The following is a 16,964-nucleotide window of genomic DNA, read 5'->3' as shown; positions in this document are numbered from 1 at the left end:
CTTCACGGAGGCCCGCTGTGTCGCGCCCGGTGCGTCGTCGCCACCTTGATGGGATGGGGGACCTCTTCCAGCTCTTCGCCGTCTCCGCCGTGGTGATGGGCGTGTCGCAGACGCTGTCCCGGGAGCGCATCTTCGCGCCGATGCGCGCGCGGCTGGGGGGCAAGGACTCCTGGCTGGGCTACCTGGTGTCGTGCCCCTACTGCGTGTCGCACTACGTGGCGTTCGTGCTGGTGCCGCTCACGGGGACGGCCGTCATCCGGGTGACGGTGGGGGGCTGGCCGGGCTACGTGCTCAGCTGGGTGCTGTCCACGCTGCTCATCACCGTCATCGCGGCGTTCTTCCGGGTGGTGTTCTGGTTCGTGGATGAGACGCAGGGCCTGGTGAAGCGGCGCCAGCGCACGGAAGAAGAGGAGACGGCCACGCGGCGCCTCCATCGCGAGCAGGCGGAGCAGACGCTGAACCACCACGACCCTGATTCACATGAGCCCTCACCGCCCGTGCCGCATTGATGCGATGCGTCGCGTGCCCTCTGTGTGGATCGACCTGGGTGAGGTGCGGAGGACGCAACTTCCCTCCGGGCGCTTGAGAAGATGAGGGGAACACCCGTCCCCCACCGGGCAGGAGGTCCTCGTGAGCACCATTGACCGCAGCCGCAGCGCCGTCACCCCTCCGACTGTGAAGGCGCCCACGGCGGCTCCGAAGAACGCCCTGTTGGGCGGGGTGGTGGAGGCCATCAAGGGCGGCATCGCGGACGTGCCCCGCTTCATCGAGATGGGCAAGGACGTCTTCCAGGCCGCGCATGTGAGTGAGCTGAAGCGCCTCGTCGGCGGGGACGCGAAGCCGGACCGGATGAATGACGGGAAGTTCGTGGGCGCCAAGGGGCAGACGTTTCCGCCCGGCACGCCGCTGAAGGATGTCCCGGGCGTGACGCCGCTGGACAACCCGAACCCGTCGAAGACGGTTCTCTACGTCAACGGCATCATGACGCCGACGTCGGGCCAGCTGAGTGAGATGCAGGCCATCGCGGAGACGGCGGACGCGAAGGTGGTGGGGATTCACAACGCGACGCAGGGGCTGGTGGCGGACCTGGCGCAGTGTGTGGGGGACAAGCTGGACAAGGGCCGCAACCCCGCGGTGGATACGCTGGCGGACACGCTCTACGGCGAGCTGAAGGCGGGCCGTGAGGTGCACCTGATGGGGTACAGCCAGGGCGGCCTCATCACCGCGCGGGCGCTGGATGACGTGGCGAAGCGGCTGCGCATCGAAGACGGCATGTCCCCGGCGCAGGTGGAGAAGACGCTGGGCAAGCTGAGCGTGGAGACCTTCGGCGCGGCGTCCACGCGGTATGTGGATGGGCCCAAGTACGTGCACTACGTCAACAACGCGGACCCGGTGCCCACGCTCACGGGCCTGGGCGGGAGCGTGGACCCGACGGCGTTCCTGAAGGACGCGGGAAAGGGCGCGGTGGTGCACCGGTTCACGGCTGGCAATGCGAACCCCATCAGCAATCACATGCTGGACACGCTGTACATGAAGCACCGCGTGGACTTCGACCAGGCTCGGGCGGGGCAGTTCTAGTTTGTGAGGATTACACCGGCGTGAACTTCACGCCGGTGGCCTGGAGGCGCTCCAGGGCGTGTTTGATTTCCTCGGCGACGATGAGGGCTCCCGTCCAGCCCTCGGGCCTGAGCACCCTGGCGTTTCCTGCTTTTGTCTCGTCGATGCGCAAATCACGCACAGAGGCGTAGTGTCCCACCTTCTCGGGCACTCCGTCTTCATCCGTCCACAGCCGGATGCGCGAGGCCTTCTCGTCGATACAGCGGATGCGGCGGGTTGCTACCAGAATCAGGTACTGGTCTGGGTGGCCCTGGATATCCACGGGGATGAGCTGCACGTCTCCTGGAGCCAGCTCCGTGAAGAGGGCCGCCACCTTGACGTGGACGACTGGGATTCGGACCCCCGCCTCCGTGAAGTCCAACGGTCGGCCTGGCTCTTCGATGGGGATTTTCAGCCGCCCCTTCACCTGGACGGGGGCTCCCTGCCTGAATCGGTCGGGGTCACGCAGCTCGCGGCCCTTGGTGTCAGCGGGCGTATCCAGGTGCCCGCGTCCGGGGACCTGGACCTCGTCGTGCAATTCGAAGAAGCGCCGAGACATAGGAGGGAATCCAGGGTGTTGCTCCTCGGGTGAGGAGCAGGTTCAGCTCGGTGCCGCGAGTGGTGACTTCCCTGGCCAGGCGTCTGAGCGCTGATTGTAGGGCTGCACGACACGCTGTGACTGACCGGCAGTGGACCGTCGCGGTATCCAGTTCCGCGAAGACCAGGTCGTGATACCGCTGAGGGTGAGGCCCCAAAGAGCAGACGCTCGCTGAATCTTTGGAAGGCGCTCCTTCCGGCATCCTCGTGGAGCCCGGTTGGAACGCTCTGGCCCGCGAGTGCTTGGCCACGCTGGGCATTCCAGCGCCTCCCGAAGGATGGGAGTCCTTCGAGGGGTGGCGTGTCGGCAGTGAGTGAGAGGGTATGCGTTCGAAGTGCTCGACTCTCACTTCTTGCAGGACAAATCATACCCGGTGTTCCAGGTCCGGCCATCCAGCGAGTACTGGCCACGCATGTTCATCATGCCTGGTGAAACGACATGCTCTGTGTCCCGGATCTTCATCTCGCCCATGGGACCGCTCGACTCCCCGAGCCAGGTGATGCCGTCCGTGGACGAAGCCCTGGCGTGACCGCCCAGGTTGTCGACAATGACATTCACCCATGTGCTCGATGCCGCGTCGAACGTGCGGTACGAGGTGAACTTGTATTTGTACTCGCCGGACAACACCACGAAGTCGGTGCGCAGCCATGCCTTGTCGAGGTCGGGCCTGACCTCCAGGGTGACCTCGCTGGGGCTCGCGCCACCTGGCCCATGGACCGAACCAGTGCAGGTCCACGTCCCCGCCAGGGCTTTGGCGGAGTCAACCCTCGCGGACTCGACCGTTGAGGTCGAGGCTTCCGCAGCGACAGCATTGGGGGCAGCGGCAGGCGCCTGCCCGCCCATTGGGACAGCCTCGGGGTCTTCCGGCCACTTCGAAGCGCTGCCTCGACATCCGAGCAGACCGGCAATGGCGATGAACATGAATGCGGACGGACGTATGAACATGCATTCCTCGGGCAGAATAGTGGTGCAGCCGAGTTGCATCTGAGGCGGTCAGTCGCCATGCGGAAAGAGCGCCGTTTACGCCCGATTCGGCGGATCCTACGGTGCTCTTGGTTGGGACGGGTCAACTCCCAAGCGGCGGGCTCGGAGCGCCAGCCAACGCCGAGCAGCAGATACTCGCGAAGCGATGTCCATGCATCGTTGAACCTGCTCACGCCGATTGAGCCAGCGCGACGGCGTCGGGACCCGCGGGGAAGCGGAGCTGCTCCGACGTGTCGTTCGCGGCGAGCCAGACCGCTTCGGCCACGTCGGACTCGCGCGTCACCGCGGCCGGCTGTCCGAAGGACGCGAAGATGCGCTGTGCGAAGGGCGCATACGGCTCAGGGAACAGCCCCTCCATGCGGGGGCCGCCGTTGCTGGTGAAGCGGGTGCTCGGGCAATAGCCCGGCTCGACGAGCTTCACGCGCAGGTTGAAGGCCTCGAGTTCGAACGCGAGCGACGCCGTGAACCCTTCGATGGCCACCTTGCTCGCGGTGTACACCGCCACCAGCGGCATCGGCGACAGCGTCGCGCTGGACGTCACGTTCACGACCACTCCCGACCTGCGTGCGCGAAACAGGGGCAGCACCGCCTGCGTCATCGCCATCACACCGAAGACGTTGGTCTCGAACACGTCGCGCACCGTGGCCATCGGCGTCGCCTCGAAGGCCCCCATCAGCCCGATGCCCGCGTTGTTGACGAGCACGTCGATGGGGCCGCTCGCCTCCAGCGCCGCCGCGATGCTCTCCGGCTTCGTCACGTCGAGCGGCACCACGCGCAGCCGCTCCGACCGGGGGAGGACGTCCTCGCGTGGCGTTCGCATGGTAGCGACCACGTTCCAGCCCCGCGCATGGAAATGGCGCGCGGTCTCAAGCCCGTAGCCGGAGGAGCAACCCGTGATGAGCACCGTCTTCATGACAACCCTCCCACGTTGAGCTTGCCGCCGACGGGCACTTCGTCCTGATGCCGCGTCTCGCCAGTGACGAGCGGGGCGAGCTCCGTGAGAAACGCCTGGGCCCGTGGGGCCACGCCGCTCGTCGCGGTGAGCAACAGGGCCGCCAGTTCATCGCCGCGCCCCGGGAGCGCGGTCATTGTCGCCCGGAATCCGTACGTCGCTTTCATGTCGACTCCTTGCATTGCCGCGATTCGCGCGGCGTCGATAATCCCAAGGTACTCGCGGCCGACAGGACGCTCCACCACGTACGGTCCGTATTTCTTTCGCGAGCGTCCGGGCATACAGTGCCGCGCCACCCCTCTGCCCATGACCGACCCTCTCTCGGAAGTCATTGCCCTGCTTCAACCACGAGCCGTCTTCTCGAAGGGCATCAGCGGCGCGGGCCGCTGGGGTGTCCGCTACTCGGACTTTGGCCAGCCGAGCTTCTGCGCCGTGCTCGAAGGGCGCTGCCGACTCGCTGTCGACGGCCAGCCCGCCATCACGCTCGAGGCTGGCGATTTCGTGCTCCTGCCGGCGACGCCGGGCTTCGCCATGTCCGGCTTCGAACCGGTGGCGCTCCAGCGAATCAATCCCAAGACGACGCCCGCGCCGAAGGGGGAGGTGCGTCACGGCACGCGTGGCGGCCGTCCTGATGTGCGCCTGCTCGGTGGTTACTTCATCTTCGACTCACCTGACGCGGCCCTGATGGTGTCGTTGCTTCCGGCCATGGTGCACGTGCGAGGCGTGGAGCGGCTCTCGGTGCTGGTACGACTCGTCGGCGACGAGACGGGCGCGCAGCGCTCGGGCCGCGACCTCGTGCTCTCGCGCCTCGTGGAGCTGCTGCTCATCGAGGCGCTGCGGTCGACATCGAGCGACGACGCGCCTCCTGGCCTCCTGCGCGGCCTGGCGGATGCGCGGCTCGCACCCGCGATACGGCAGATGCACGGTCACCTCACGCGGCAGTGGACAGTGGCACAGCTCGCGAAGAGCGCGGCGCTCTCGCGCTCGGCGTTTTTTGAGCGCTTTACGCGCACCGTGGGGCTCCCCCCAATGGAGTACCTGCTGGACTGGCGGATGGCCGTTGCGAGGGGGCTGCTTCGCCGCCGGGAGCTCGCCATCGCCGAGGTCGCCGAGCGCGTCGGGTACAGCTCGGCGAGCACCTTCAGCACGGCGTTCAGTCGACGTGTGGGCCAGTCTCCGGGGCGCTATGCACGGGCAAGCTAGGCGGTATGCCCCGCGTCGGAGCGTGTGCTCGGGCGTGATGGCTCACCAGAGCGCCTGCTGGCGCAGCAGCTCCGCCAGCGGGTGTGCGCCCAGCCCGTGCGCGTCGAAGAGCCGGCCCGCGGCCTCGTGCGTGGGATTTCTCCACGCGATGCGCTCCGGCCCGTCCTCTTGGGTGTTGCCACACAGCAGGAGCGAGGCCCGCAGGACCTCGGCCGACGGGAAGAGCGTGTGCTCGAAGAGGAGGGGATTCTGGCTGGTGAGGAACACCTGCCGTGTCCCCAGCTCCCGCATGCTCGCCTCCACCCAGCGTGGGTGAAGGCCATTCGCCAGCTCGTCCGCGATGGCGAAGTCCTCATTCACATCCAGGTAGTACAGCAGCGACAGCAATCGCTTCTGGCCGAAGCCCAGCGCCTCATGCGTCATCACCCGGCCGTCGCGCCGCGTGAACTCGAAGCCGAAGCCTCCAAAGCCCACGCGCCCGCCGTTCTCGAACGAGCGCTTCTCCACCACCTCCACACGGAAGCGGCCCGCCTCGAAGCCCGCCAGCGCGACGAACTTCGCCAGGAAGCTGCCTTCGCGCGCGTCGTGCGTCAGCTCGAGCACGTCCGTGACAGACGGCTGCTCCATCCGCTCGCGCAGCCACCCCGGCATCCACGTGGGCAGCGCCATCAGCCCCAGCGGGAACACTTCGCCGTCCCGTACCTCCATGGCGTAGCGGATGGCGCCGATGCGCTCGAACATCCCCAGCGCTTCATCGAACCGCTGCGGCGCCAGCAGGAACGTGCGGCGCAGCAGTTCCTTGAGCCGCTCCTTCATCCCCGCGTCGATGTACTGCGCCGCCATGAACAGCAGCGTCCACACCGACCGGTCCAGCAGCGACCAGTGCATGCTCCGCGACCACACGGCCTCGCCGTCCACCTTGCAGTCCATGCCCGCCGCGTCCGCGCGCATCACCAACCTGGCCGACGGTGAATGGAACCGCACGTCCACCTCGATGCGCGGGTGCAGCGAGGACTCCAGCGCGGGCGTGCGCAGCGGCATCAGCGCGGCGCCCTTTCGCGGCGGCGCCTCCGAGTCTGGCGCCGGCGCGTTCTCCTCGTTCCGGACGAAGACGTGCAGCTTCATGCCCGGAAACGCCAGGTCGTACTCCAGCGCGAACGGCTCGTGGAGGAGGCCGGAGAAGTCCGAGCCGAGCACCGTGGAGACGAGCTCCAGGAGCGTCGTCCTGCCGGTGCCGTTCTCCCCCAACACCAGGTTGTACGACGGGCTGAACACCAGCGAGGTGCCAGGGGCGACGTTCCGGTAGTGGTGGACCTCGAGCCGCGTGAGCTTCATGGGTCTCCTCGTCGCGCAGCATGGCCAGGGTGGGCGCGTGGAGGAACCACGCAATGTCACGGAATGTCCACCTCCCTTCGTATGTAGAGGGCGCCCGAGCCCCTCCCTGGCCGATCGCCGCATGACGCGGTGCGGGCCAAGGTGGAACGTGAGGTGGAGCCAGACCTCGTCTATACACTCCACCGGCTCTGCGACCCCTCCCGGGTCGGAAAGGATGAAGTGAGGACGATGAAGAACCAGCTTCTCGGCTGTATGGCCTCCGCGCTCATGACCCTGTCGGCGATGCCCGCGCTGGCGCAGCTCAAGCTGCCGGCCCCCAGCCCCGCGGCGAAGGTGATGCAGGAGGTGGGCGTCTCGGAGATTTCCGTCGAATATTCCAGCCCCGCCGTGAAGGGCCGGAAGGTCTGGGGCGAGCTGGTCCCCAACGACAAGGCGTGGCGCAGCGGCGCCAACGCGGCGACGAAGATTACCTTCAGCCACCCCGTCACCTTCGGCGGCAAGGCCGTCCCGGCGGGCTCGTACGCCATCGTCAGCCTGCCCTCGCAGAAGGGCTGGAAGGTGATGCTGAACTCGGACCTGGGGCTGTGGCGGGGCGGCGCGCCCTATGACGCCTCCAAGGACGTGGCCTCGGTGAGCGCCACCACCACGGCGATTCCGGCGCGCGAGCGCCTGACGTACCTCTTCACCGACACCACGGACACCGGCACGCGGCTGGACCTGGAGTGGGAGAAGCTGCGCGTCTCCGTGCCCATCACCGTGGACACGGCGGCCCTCGCGAAGGCCAACATCGAGCAGGCGGAGAAGAACACGGCCAGCATGCACGCGAGCGCCGCCGCCTATCTGGCGGGCACCGCCAAGAACCACGCCGCCGCGCTGAAGCACGCCGACGCGGCCGTGGCCGCCAACCCCACCTGGTACACCCACTGGATTCGCGCGGACGTCCTGTCGCAGATGGGCAAGTACGCCGAGGCCCGCAAGGCCGCGCAGGCCGCGTGGGACCTGGGGCAGAAGGACAAGAACTTCTTCTACCGTGACCAGGTCTCCAAGGCGCTGGCGGAGTGGAAGAACAAGAAGTAGCCCGCCGCGCTCCCGGGGCTCCTCAGCGACGGAGGGGCCCCGTCAGGAGCCGGCGGTAGAGCGCCTCGTAGCGGTCGACAGCGGGCTCCTTCTGGAAGCGCTCAAGGACCCGCGCCCGCGCGCGATGTGAGAAGCCCTGCCAGCGCTCCGCGTCCTCGACCAGCGTGAGCACGTGCCGGGCCATGGCCGGGACGTCACCCAGCGGCGCCAGGAAGCCTGTCTCGCCGTGCGTGACGAGCTCCGGGATTCCGCCCAGGTCGCTGGCCACCACGGGGATGCCGCAGCTGAGCGCCTCCAGCGCGGCGAGCCCGAAGCTCTCCTGCTCGCTGGGGAGCAGGAAGACGTCGGAGGCGGCGAGCAGCTCCTCGAAGCGGTCCTGCTTGCCGAGGAACGCGACGCGGCCCTCCAGGCCCTTCTCCCGCAGCATCCGCTCCACGGGCGAGCGCTCCGGGCCGTCTCCCACCATCACCAGCCGGCAGGGACGGTGGCGGTGGACCTCGGTGAAGATGGCGGCCACGTCGGTGATGCGCTTCACCGGCCGGAAGTTGGAGACGTGGACGAGCACCGGCTCATGGTCGTGCAGGGCCGGGAAGAGCGCGCGCAGGCAGGCGCGGTCTCTCACCGGTGCATAGCGCGCGGTGTCCACGAAGTTGGTGATGACGTCGATGGGGACGCTCTCGGGGATGTCGAAGCCCCGCCACGTCGCGCGGCGCAGGTAGGCGGACGGCACCGTCACCGCGTCGCTGCGCATGATGGAGAAGCGCGTAATCGGCAGGTAGCTGGGGTCGATTCCCACCAGCGTGGTGTCCGTCCCGTGCAGCGTGGTGACGACGCGCGGCGCCCTGTGGCCCAGCACCTCGCGCGCCATCCACGCGGCGGTGGCGTGGGGCACCGCGTAGTGGACGTGCAGGATGTCCAGGCGCTCGTAGCTGGCGACCTCAATCATCTTGGAGGCCAGCGCGATGGGATAGGTGCTGGACTGCTGGAGCGCCGGGTAGTCGCTCTCCGTCACCTCGTGGAAGACGACCTTCCGGTTCGCGCCATGGAGGCGCACCGGCAAGTCCCGGGCGATGAAGTGGACGCGGTGGCCCCGGTCCGCCATCGCGAGGCCAATCTCCGTGGCGACCATGCCGCTGCCTCCGAAGGTCGGAAAGCAGGTGATGGCCACGTTGAGCGGGGCATTCATGTGCGTGCCGGGAAGAACAGGGGCCGGGCGAAGCTATTCCTGCGGAAGTGGTCGAGCGGGTCGGCCAGTCCCAGCGTCTCGCGGAGGACGTAGGGCTCGCCGTGGGTGACGCCAATCCGCGCGCCATAGAAGCGATCCCTGGCCTCCAGCGAGGACAGCGACAGCGGTGAGCCCACCAGCGTGGGCGGCGCGTCCGGGCGCGGCTGCACCTGACTGGCGTAGCAGTGCACCGCCGCCAGCTTGCGCTCGTAGATGGCGGAGACGTCCACGATGACGCTGGGCTCGGCCAGATGCCGCAGCGGGTAGTAGAGGACCTGCCGCGGCGTGAAGGGCTCCGCGGCGGGCTCCGCGTCGAACTTGCGCACGCCCGCGAAGAAGAGGGCGCGCGTCACCAGCGCACTGGCCGCCTCGTGGTCCGGGTGCCGCTCCTGCTCCCAGGGCACCACGACGAGCTCCGGACGCAGGCGGCGCAGCGCTTCCACCACGCGGGCCACGGCGGCGGTGCGGGCGCGCTCGGGCTCGGGCGCGTCGAAGCCCGCCCACGGATTGAGCCAGCCGTCGGGCAGCTCCAGGTTCTCCCGGTGGGCCAGGCCCAGCGCGCGGGTGGCGGCCTCCGTCTCCTCCGCGCGGGACTGGAGCGTGCCGCGCGAGCTCTTCTCGCCGCGCGTCAGGTCGACGATGCCGGTGCGGTAGCCTCGGGTGGCCATGCTCGCCAGCAGCCCGCCGCAGAACAGCTCCACGTCATCCGGGTGGGGGCCGAAGGCGAGCACGTCGATGCCGTAGGCGGTGTCGTGCGCGCTCATGGCGTCAGGTCCTTCGAGTCACCGGAGAAGGGGACACACGCGTCCAGCACCAACCGGGTGAAGGCGCGCGTCCCGATGCGGCAGGCGAAGTAGGGCAGCCCGAGGACACGCTCCTGGGGCGCGTCCTCCGGGAAGAGGAAGGTGCGCAGGCGGTCCACCTGTTCGGCCGCCGTGGCATCGCGCCGGGCGAGCGCGCGGCGGTAGCGGCCCGTCAGCCGGGCCACCGCGACCCGCACCGTGCCCTGGGTGCGGCGCAGCGCGTCCTGGAGGTTCGCGTCCACCGCCGACACCTGTCCGGCGACGCGCTCCAGCTCGGAGGAGAACGCGCCGAAGAGGCGGGCCTCCAGGGCCTCGGGCGTCTCCAGCGGCTCCGCGGCATTGCGCGTGGCCAGCCGCGTGAGCAGCGCGTCGCGCGGCACGTTCACCTCATCCGGCTGGAGCCCCACCTTGCCCAGCCACCGGCGCGCGCGGTCATCGAGCACGCGGAAGCGGGCCCGGGGAATGGCGAGCGGCATCGGCCGGCCCGCGTGGGCGTAGAGCGGCGCCAGTTGCGCGAAGTAGGCCAGCTCGCCCGGGCCACCGACATACGCGGCCGTGGGGAGCCAGGTGTCCTGGAGGAGGGGACGCAGCAGCGCGGACGTGGTGAAGCGCAGCGGCTCGCGCTCCAGGGCCGCGTGCAGCGCGTCCTGGGTGATGGCGCGGCGCTCCGGGTGGCCCACCAGGCTCCACGCGCCCGCTTCCGCCGGGTCCAAGCGGTAGCGCGGGCCATCGAGCGCATCCGGAGAGAAGAAGCTGAGCGGCGAGCCCGGACGGACGTGGACCTGCACCGTGTAGCCCGCGCGGGTGAGCGCCTCCGCTCGGGCCGCGAGCACCGAGGAGAGCGCCTCCGCCTCCTGCAGTGCGAAGCGATGCACGGGCGCGGCCAGCGGCGCCAGCCGTGCGTCTCGCGGGTCGAGGAAGACGAGCCCCTCGTCGGCGAAGAGGGATGACAGCACGTCGGTGAAGGCGCCCGCGAGCGTGGCTTCGGGACGGTAGGCCTGCTCCAGCAGGGAGAGGAACTCCTCCGCGTGGGGTTCTGCCTCCAGCTCGGCGCGGAGGGTGGCCAGGGCGGGGAGGACGCTCGGTCCCAGGTGGCGATGGGCGATGGGCGCTCGAGACGTTGCCGCATCCGGAAGCTCGAGCGCCAGGCGACAGGGCCCTCCGCCCGGGCGTGGGAGGACACAGTGGTCAATCTCCGGGAGGTCGTGGTCCTCCGTCTGGAGCCAGAAGACGGGAACACAGGGCCGGCCGGTTTCTTCCCGAAGCGCGCGCGCCGTGACGATGGCGGACGCCGCCTTGTAGAGCGTGTACAGCGGGCCCAGGAAGAGGCCCATCTGCTGCCCCGTCACCACCGCCACGGTGCCGGGCCGCGCGAGCAGCGCGAGGTTGCGCTCCCGGGCGGGGCTGGGCGCGAGGCGCGCGTTCTGCGCGGCGAGGACGTCCAGCAGCACGGGCGACACCGTGCGCGTCGCGGCGGCGGCCACGGCCCGGGCGCGCGCCTCAGGGTGTCGATAGTCGTCGGGAAGGAAGGAGCGCGCGGACGCATCTCCGCGAAGCCACGCGGTCGAGAACGAGGACGTCACGGCATGTCGTGATAACAGGTCGGGGCGGGCGCGCCACCGGAAGTGCACGCTCGCACGTCGTGTGCGGCCGTGGCGGCGGGTGTCATCCCGCAACGAACGTGAGCCGCGCGCGAGGAAGAGGCCTGTTATAGGGTCCGCCCGAATGCGGAACCTGCTCCTCGGAATGACGCTGGCCATGAGCCTTGGAATCGGGTCGACGGCGGTGGCGCGGCCTCCCCGGCAGCTCCATGCGGGTGAAATCGCGGCGGGCCTGAAGCGGCTCGGCGTGACGGGCAGCGTGCTCTATGTCGCGGCCCACCCGGACGACGAGAACACGCGCCTGCTCGCGTGGCTGGTGGGCGCGCGCGGCCTGCGCGCGGGGTACCTGTCCGTGACGCGCGGCGATGGTGGGCAGAACCTCATCGGCACCGAGCAGGACGCCCTGCTGGGGCTCATCCGCACGCACGAGCTGCTCGCCGCGCGGAGCGTGGACGGCGCGGAGCAGCTCTTCACGCGGGCGCGGGACTTCGGCTACTCGAAGAGCGCGGAAGAGGCGCTGCGCATCTGGGGACATGAAGAGGTGCTGGCGGATGTGGTGCTCGCCATCCGCCGCTTCCAGCCGGACGTCATCATCACCCGCTTCACCACGAAGCCGCCGAACCACGGCCACCACACGGCCTCCGCGCTGCTGGCGGCGGAGGCCTTCATCGCCGCCGCCGACCCGAAGCGCTTCCCGGAGCAGCTCTCCGAGGTGAAGCCGTGGAAGGCGGACCGCCTGCTGCAGAACGCCTCCTCGTGGTGGTTCAAGCCCGACGAGGACCTGTCCAGCTACGTGAAGCTGGAGGTGGGCGGCTACGACGCGCTGCTCGGGCGGTCGTGGGGCGAGGTGGCCGCGGAGAGCCGCAGCCAGCACAAGAGCCAGGGCTTCGGCCAGGCCGCGGACCGGGGCCCCAGCACGGAGTACTTCACGCCGCTGGCGGGGACGCTCCCGAAGCGCGACGTGTTCGAGGGGCTCGACTTCTCCTGGAGGCGTTGGAAGGGCTCCGACGCTGTGTCCCGCGCGGTGGCCGCCGCGACGAAGGCGTTCGACGCGCGCGCCCCTCACCGCTCCCTGCCCGCGCTCGTCCGCGTCCACGAGGCGCTGACCGCGCTGCCGGACACCCACCCGTGGAAGGCGCCCAAGCTGCGTGAGACGGAGGCGCTCATCGCCGCCTGCGCGGGGCTGTTCCTGGAGGTGCGCGCCGCCGCGCCCACGGGCATCCCGGGGCTGCCGGTGGCGTTGGACGTGGTGGCGCTGAACCGCTCACCCGCCGCCGTCGAGTGGGTGGGGCTGACGCTGCCGGGCGAGAAGCCCGAGGCCGTGGGGAAGGCGCTGGGGGCGAACGCGCCCTTGAAGCTGTCGCGCACGGTGACGCTGCCGGCGACGGCGCCCATCTCCACGCCCTACTGGCTCCGCGAGCCCGTCACCGGGGGGCGCTACACGCTCGAGGGCGAGGACCGCGCGCTCACCGGCCAGCCGGAGGGCCTCCCCGCGCTGTCGGTGGCGTTCGACTACCAGGTGGCGGGCCGGCGCTTCCGCGCGGTGCGTCCGGTGGTCTACGTCTGGACGGACCCGGTGCGCGGCGAGCTCTACCGTGACTTCGAGGTCGTCCCGCCCGTCACCGCCACGCTGGCGCAGGACGTGCTCATGTTCCCCAACGGCGAGTCCCGCGCCGTGCCGGTGGTGCTGGCCGCGGGGATGGACCAGGTGCCGGGCACGGTGCGGATGGTGGCGCCGCCCGGCTGGCGCGTGGAGCCCGCGTCGGTCGAGTTCAAGCTCGCGGCGCGCGGAGACGAGCGCACCATCACCTTCCAGGTGACGCCGCCCCAGGGCTCGACGCGGAAGGCGGACCTCTCCGTGGACGTCGACGTGGGAGACCGCGCCTGGTCCTGGCGTGCCCGCTCCGTGTCCCATCCCCACATCCCCCCGCTGACGGTGCGCCATCCGTCCACGGCCACGGCGGTGCCTCTCTCCCTGGCCATGAAGGGCAAGCGCATCGGCTACATCCCCGGGCCGGGCGACCGCGTCGCGGAGAGCCTGAGCGCGGTGGGCTACGAGGTGACGCTGCTCCCCGAGGAGCGGCTGGCCCGGGAGAAGCTGGAGCGCTTCGACGCCATCCTCGTGGGGGTGCGCGCCTTCAACGCCAACACGCACCTCATCGTCCACCGGGAGCGGCTGCTCCAGTACGTGGAAGGCGGCGGGCGGCTGGTGGTGCAGTACAACACCAACAGCCGCGTGGGGCCGCTCACGTCCTTCGTCGGGCCCTATCCGCTGGAGCTTGGCCGCGAGCGCGTGACGGATGAGACGGCGGTGATGACGCCGCTGCGCGCCGATGAGCCGCTGCTGCGCGCGCCGAATGCGCTGACGGCCGCGGACTTCGAGGGCTGGGTGCAGGAGCGCGGCCTCTACTTCGCGTCGTCATGGGACGCTCGCTACCAGCCTGTCTTCGCCATGCACGATGCCGGCGAGGCGCCGCTCCAGGGCTCGCTGCTGGTCGCCCGCCATGGCAAGGGCACGTTCGTCTACACGGGCCTCGCCTTCTTCCGTCAGCTCCCCGCCGGGGTCCCCGGCGCCTACCGCCTGCTAGCCAACATCCTCTCTCAATGAGCACCGCTCCCAACCTGACCCCTCGTGAGCCCGTCGGCGACGCCCCCGCGCACCGGCCCGAGCTCGATGACGCGCCGCCGCTGCTGGGCTCGTGGCGCAACATCTACCTCCTGGTGCTGGGCACCTTCGTCCTGTTCGTCGCCACGTTCTGGGTGCTCACCGAGGTGTACGCGTGACGGGGCTCGACTGGCTCGTCCTTGGCGGGACGATTGCGTCCATCGTGGCGTGGGGCCTCTGGAAGTCCCGGGGGACGGCCACCAGCGACGAGTACCTGCGCGGTGGCCGTGAGCTGAAGTGGCCCACCATTGGCCTGGGCGTCATGGCCACGCAGGCCAGCGCCGTCACCTTCCTCTCCGTCCCCGGGCAGGCCTACGAAGACGGGATGCGCTTCGTGCAGTTCTACTTCGGACTGCCGATCGCGATGGTCATCATCAGCGCCGTCTTCGTGCCCATCTACTACCGGCTGAACGTCATCACCGCGTACGAATACCTGGAGTCGCGGTTCGACCTGAAGACGCGGCTGCTGGGCGCCTTCCTCTTCCTCATCCAGCGCGGGCTGGCCGCGGGCATCACCATCTACGCGCCGGCCATCATCCTCTCCACCATCCTCGGCTGGCCCCTGGAGCCCACGGTCATCGCCATGGGCGCGCTCGTCATCCTCTACACGGTGACGGGCGGCTCCAAGGCGGTGAGCCAGACGCAGAAGCAGCAGATGGTGGTGATGATGGGCGGCATGGTGGTGGCCGCCGCGGTCATCCTCTGGCGCTTGCCGGAGCATGTGTCGTTCGGCAAGGCGGTGGACGTCGCGGGCGCGTTCGGCCGGATGAACCTGGTGAGCTTCGACTTCGACATGCAGGACCGATACAACTTCTGGTCCGGCATCACGGGCGGGCTGTTCCTGTCACTGTCGTACTTCGGCACGGACCAGTCCCAGGTGGGCCGCTACCTGACGGGCCGCTCCATCGCCGAGAGCCGGCTGGGGCTGCTCTTCAACGGCGTGCTGAAAATCCCGATGCAGTTCCTCATCCTCTTCGTCGGGATTCTCGTCTTCGTCTTCTACCAGTTCAGCACGCCGCCGCTGCTCTTCAACGAGACGCTGCGCACCCGCGTGCAGGGCACGGCGCAGGCGGCCGAGTACGCCGCGCTGGAGGAGAAGTGGGAGCAGGTCCAGTCCGGCAAGCGCGTGGAGGTGGAGCGCTACCTGTCGGCCGTCGAGTCGGGCGACGTGGCGGCTGGCGAGGCGTCGCGGGCGCTGCTCCAGGGCGCGGCGCGGCAGGCGAGCGCGGTCCGCGAGGAGGCCAAGGACATGGTGGCGCGCGCGCTCCCGGGCGCGGAGACGAAGGACTCGGACTACATCTTCATCGCCTTCGTGAAGCGCTGGTTGCCCAGCGGGCTGTTCGGGTTGCTCATCGCCGTCATCCTGTCCGCGGCCATGAGCTCCATCGCCAGCGAGCTGACGGCGTTGGGGACCACCACGACGGTGGACTTCTACCGGCGGGTGTTCCAGCCCGGCGCCTCGGACCGGCACGTGCTGGTGGCGTCCAAGCTGTTCACCGTGTTCTGGGGACTGGTCGCCGTGGCCTTCGCGACCTTCGCGTCGCTCCTGGACAACCTCATCCAGGCCATCAACATCCTGGGCTCCATCTTCTACGGCACGGTGCTGGGCATCTTCCTGGTGGCCTTCTTCGTGAAACAGGTGCGCGGCCACGCCGTGTTCGCGGCGGCCGTCATCTCCCAGGCGACGGTGATCGCCCTCTTCTTCCTCTCCGACGTGGGCTACCTCTGGTTCAACGTCATCGGCTGCGCGCTGGTGGTGACGCTGAGCCTGGTGATGCAGGCCGTCCTGCCGCGCGGCGAGACGCCGGCCCCGGCCACGGGGGCCTGAGTCCGCGACGCCCAGGGCGGTGAAGGCCGGGAGGCGTCCGGGAAGGGGCGCCGGCCCGGCCTTGCAGTATGCTCGCCTGGGAGAGGGACGGACATGTCTGACGGGAAGAGGCGACCCGGTCGCCCGGGGCGTTCCGAGGCGCCACGCAGCGCGCCGGAGGAGGACGAGGACGCGACGCGGGACATTCCGCTCCTCACGCGCCCCGAGGAGACGCGCCTGGGGCCCATGGAGCCCCGCTTCGAGGAGACGCGCCTGGGCCCGGTGGAGCCGCTCACCGAGGAGACGCGGCTGGGCCCCGTGGCGTCCTTCTCCCAGGAGGAGGACCTGCCCCCCTTGGAGCCTCCCGCGCTGGAGACGCGGATGGGGGCCGTCCCACCCGCCAGGGCGGGCCGCTCGGGCCGCGCCGCCCGGAGCGCGCGGACCGAGCCGCCAGCGCCGCGCTCCACCGAGGTCCACACGGACGTCATGCCTCCGAAGGCTCCCAGGCAGCGCGCCAGCCCGCTGAAGGCCAGCGCGGCCCCCGCCAGCGTGGGCGTGGTGCGCCTGAGCCCGCTGGAGCCCCTGGGCGCGAAGGTGGTGGCCGCCGAGGAGGAGGCGCCCGCGCTGCGGACGATGTTCGCGAACCACTCGGCGCTGCTGGCCGAGCAGCTCCGCGACGCGCTGTCGACGAAGATGTATGGCCGGGGCCCGCACCGGGTGCTGCGCATCGACGAGCCGGAGGGGCCCAGCACCGCGGGCGGGAAGCTGGCGCGGCAGGCCATCTCCCTGGTGCCTCGCAAGGGTGAGGGGACCTCGCTGACGTGCGGCTGGGTGGACGTGTCCAAGCGCGAGGCCCAGCTCCGCAGCTTCGAGGCGGTGGCGAAGCGGTACGCGCTTCAGCACGGCGAGCCGCTGGAGCTGCAGGCCGAGGAGTACGAGCGCTTCCTCTCCGACGTCGAAGCGGTGCTCATCCAGGCCGTCATCAAGGTCCGCGTCATCGTCCCCGAGGAAGGGGGCGCGGTGCGCGTCGCGGGCCCTTCCGCCTCCACCCGCGCGAAGGGCGTCCCGCCCCTCTGGGCGGGACTGCTGGCCGTGCTGGCCTTCGTGCTGGGCCTGCT

Annotated in this window: 17 protein-coding genes; 8 read left to right on the top strand and 9 right to left on the bottom strand. The window is 69.9% G+C overall.

Translation table 11 applies throughout. The features are described from left to right. Positions 1 to 509: hypothetical protein (locus HV824_RS29805; RefSeq protein WP_255208446.1), on the top strand; the 509-nt coding region annotated here is incomplete at its 5' end. A gap of 121 nt (positions 510 to 630) precedes the next feature. Next, entirely contained in the window at positions 631 to 1,578 is a 948-nt protein-coding gene (locus HV824_RS29800) for a hypothetical protein (protein WP_176424792.1), read from the top strand. Between the two features lie 10 nt (positions 1,579 to 1,588). Here HV824_RS29800 and HV824_RS29795 read toward each other — a convergent pair whose 3' ends face one another. The 5 genes from HV824_RS29795 to HV824_RS29775 form a co-directional block, all read right to left on the bottom strand. After that, entirely contained in the window at positions 1,589 to 2,155 is a 567-nt protein-coding gene (locus tag HV824_RS29795; protein WP_176424791.1) for a DUF1629 domain-containing protein, read from the bottom strand. Then, positions 2,082 to 2,396, bottom strand: coding sequence for an AHH domain-containing protein (locus HV824_RS29790; protein WP_255208448.1), 315 nt, complete (start codon positions 2,394 to 2,396; stop codon positions 2,082 to 2,084). The genes HV824_RS29795 and HV824_RS29790 overlap by 74 nt, the downstream gene beginning before the upstream one ends. A 143-nt stretch (positions 2,397 to 2,539) precedes the next feature. Continuing rightward, complete coding sequence (locus tag HV824_RS29785) at positions 2,540 to 3,115, bottom strand: DUF1579 domain-containing protein (protein ID WP_255208445.1); 576 nt, start codon at positions 3,113 to 3,115, stop codon at positions 2,540 to 2,542. Positions 3,116 to 3,347: 232 nt separating this feature from the next. Then, complete coding sequence (locus tag HV824_RS29780; protein WP_176417247.1) at positions 3,348 to 4,091, bottom strand: SDR family oxidoreductase; 744 nt, start codon at positions 4,089 to 4,091, stop codon at positions 3,348 to 3,350. Next, on the bottom strand, positions 4,088 to 4,297 hold the full coding sequence (locus HV824_RS29775; RefSeq protein ID WP_176424790.1) for a hypothetical protein: 210 nt from the start codon (positions 4,295 to 4,297) through the stop codon (positions 4,088 to 4,090). Before HV824_RS29775 ends, HV824_RS29780 begins: the two co-directional genes overlap by 4 nt. A gap of 139 nt (positions 4,298 to 4,436) precedes the next feature. On the opposite strand from HV824_RS29775, the gene HV824_RS29770 reads away from it, so the two are divergent. Continuing rightward, positions 4,437 to 5,333: an AraC family transcriptional regulator gene (locus HV824_RS29770; RefSeq protein ID WP_176417249.1), complete on the top strand. Its 897-nt coding sequence runs from the start codon at positions 4,437 to 4,439 to the stop codon at positions 5,331 to 5,333. A gap of 42 nt (positions 5,334 to 5,375) precedes the next feature. Here HV824_RS29770 and HV824_RS29765 read toward each other — a convergent pair whose 3' ends face one another. Then, entirely contained in the window at positions 5,376 to 6,668 is a 1,293-nt protein-coding gene (locus HV824_RS29765; protein WP_176424789.1) for an AAA family ATPase, read from the bottom strand. 219 nt (positions 6,669 to 6,887) lie between these two features. Between HV824_RS29765 and HV824_RS29760 the strand changes: the two genes are divergently transcribed. Further along, a complete protein-coding gene (locus HV824_RS29760; RefSeq protein ID WP_176424788.1) occupies positions 6,888 to 7,745 on the top strand; it encodes a DUF2911 domain-containing protein in 858 nt (285 codons plus the stop codon). Between the two features lie 22 nt (positions 7,746 to 7,767). Here HV824_RS29760 and bshA read toward each other — a convergent pair whose 3' ends face one another. Genes bshA through bshC form a run of 3 tightly spaced genes read right to left on the bottom strand, consistent with a single transcriptional unit; the run spans position 7,768 to position 11,404 of the window. Then, the gene (gene bshA, locus HV824_RS29755; protein WP_176424787.1) at positions 7,768 to 8,931 is read right to left on the bottom strand and encodes an N-acetyl-alpha-D-glucosaminyl L-malate synthase BshA; all 1,164 of its coding nucleotides are present in this window, start codon (positions 8,929 to 8,931) and stop codon (positions 7,768 to 7,770) included. Next, a complete protein-coding gene (gene bshB1 / locus HV824_RS29750) occupies positions 8,928 to 9,734 on the bottom strand; it encodes a bacillithiol biosynthesis deacetylase BshB1 (protein ID WP_176424786.1) in 807 nt (268 codons plus the stop codon). Before bshB1 ends, bshA begins: the two co-directional genes overlap by 4 nt. After that, positions 9,731 to 11,404, bottom strand: a complete 1,674-nt coding sequence (gene bshC / locus HV824_RS29745; RefSeq protein WP_176424785.1) for a bacillithiol biosynthesis cysteine-adding enzyme BshC — start codon at positions 11,402 to 11,404, stop codon at positions 9,731 to 9,733. The genes bshB1 and bshC overlap by 4 nt, the downstream gene beginning before the upstream one ends. Before the next feature lie 94 nt (positions 11,405 to 11,498). On the opposite strand from bshC, the gene HV824_RS29740 reads away from it, so the two are divergent. The 4 genes from HV824_RS29740 to HV824_RS29725 all read left to right on the top strand — a co-directional run. Continuing rightward, positions 11,499 to 13,982, top strand: coding sequence for a PIG-L family deacetylase (locus HV824_RS29740; RefSeq protein WP_176424784.1), 2,484 nt, complete (start codon positions 11,499 to 11,501; stop codon positions 13,980 to 13,982). Then, complete coding sequence (locus tag HV824_RS29735) at positions 13,979 to 14,158, top strand: hypothetical protein (protein ID WP_176417256.1); 180 nt, start codon at positions 13,979 to 13,981, stop codon at positions 14,156 to 14,158. Before HV824_RS29740 ends, HV824_RS29735 begins: the two co-directional genes overlap by 4 nt. Next, a complete protein-coding gene (locus HV824_RS29730) occupies positions 14,155 to 15,867 on the top strand; it encodes a sodium:solute symporter (protein ID WP_176417257.1) in 1,713 nt (570 codons plus the stop codon). Before HV824_RS29735 ends, HV824_RS29730 begins: the two co-directional genes overlap by 4 nt. Before the next feature lie 93 nt (positions 15,868 to 15,960). Further along, positions 15,961 to 16,964 (top strand): hypothetical protein (locus tag HV824_RS29725; RefSeq protein ID WP_176424783.1); only part of this gene is annotated, 1,004 nt, incomplete at its 3' end.

Source organism: Myxococcus sp. AM009, from assembly GCF_013372605.1.
In the GTDB taxonomy this organism is placed as follows: domain Bacteria; phylum Myxococcota; class Myxococcia; order Myxococcales; family Myxococcaceae; genus Myxococcus; species Myxococcus vastator.
This window is presented reverse-complemented; position numbering and strand designations above follow the sequence as displayed.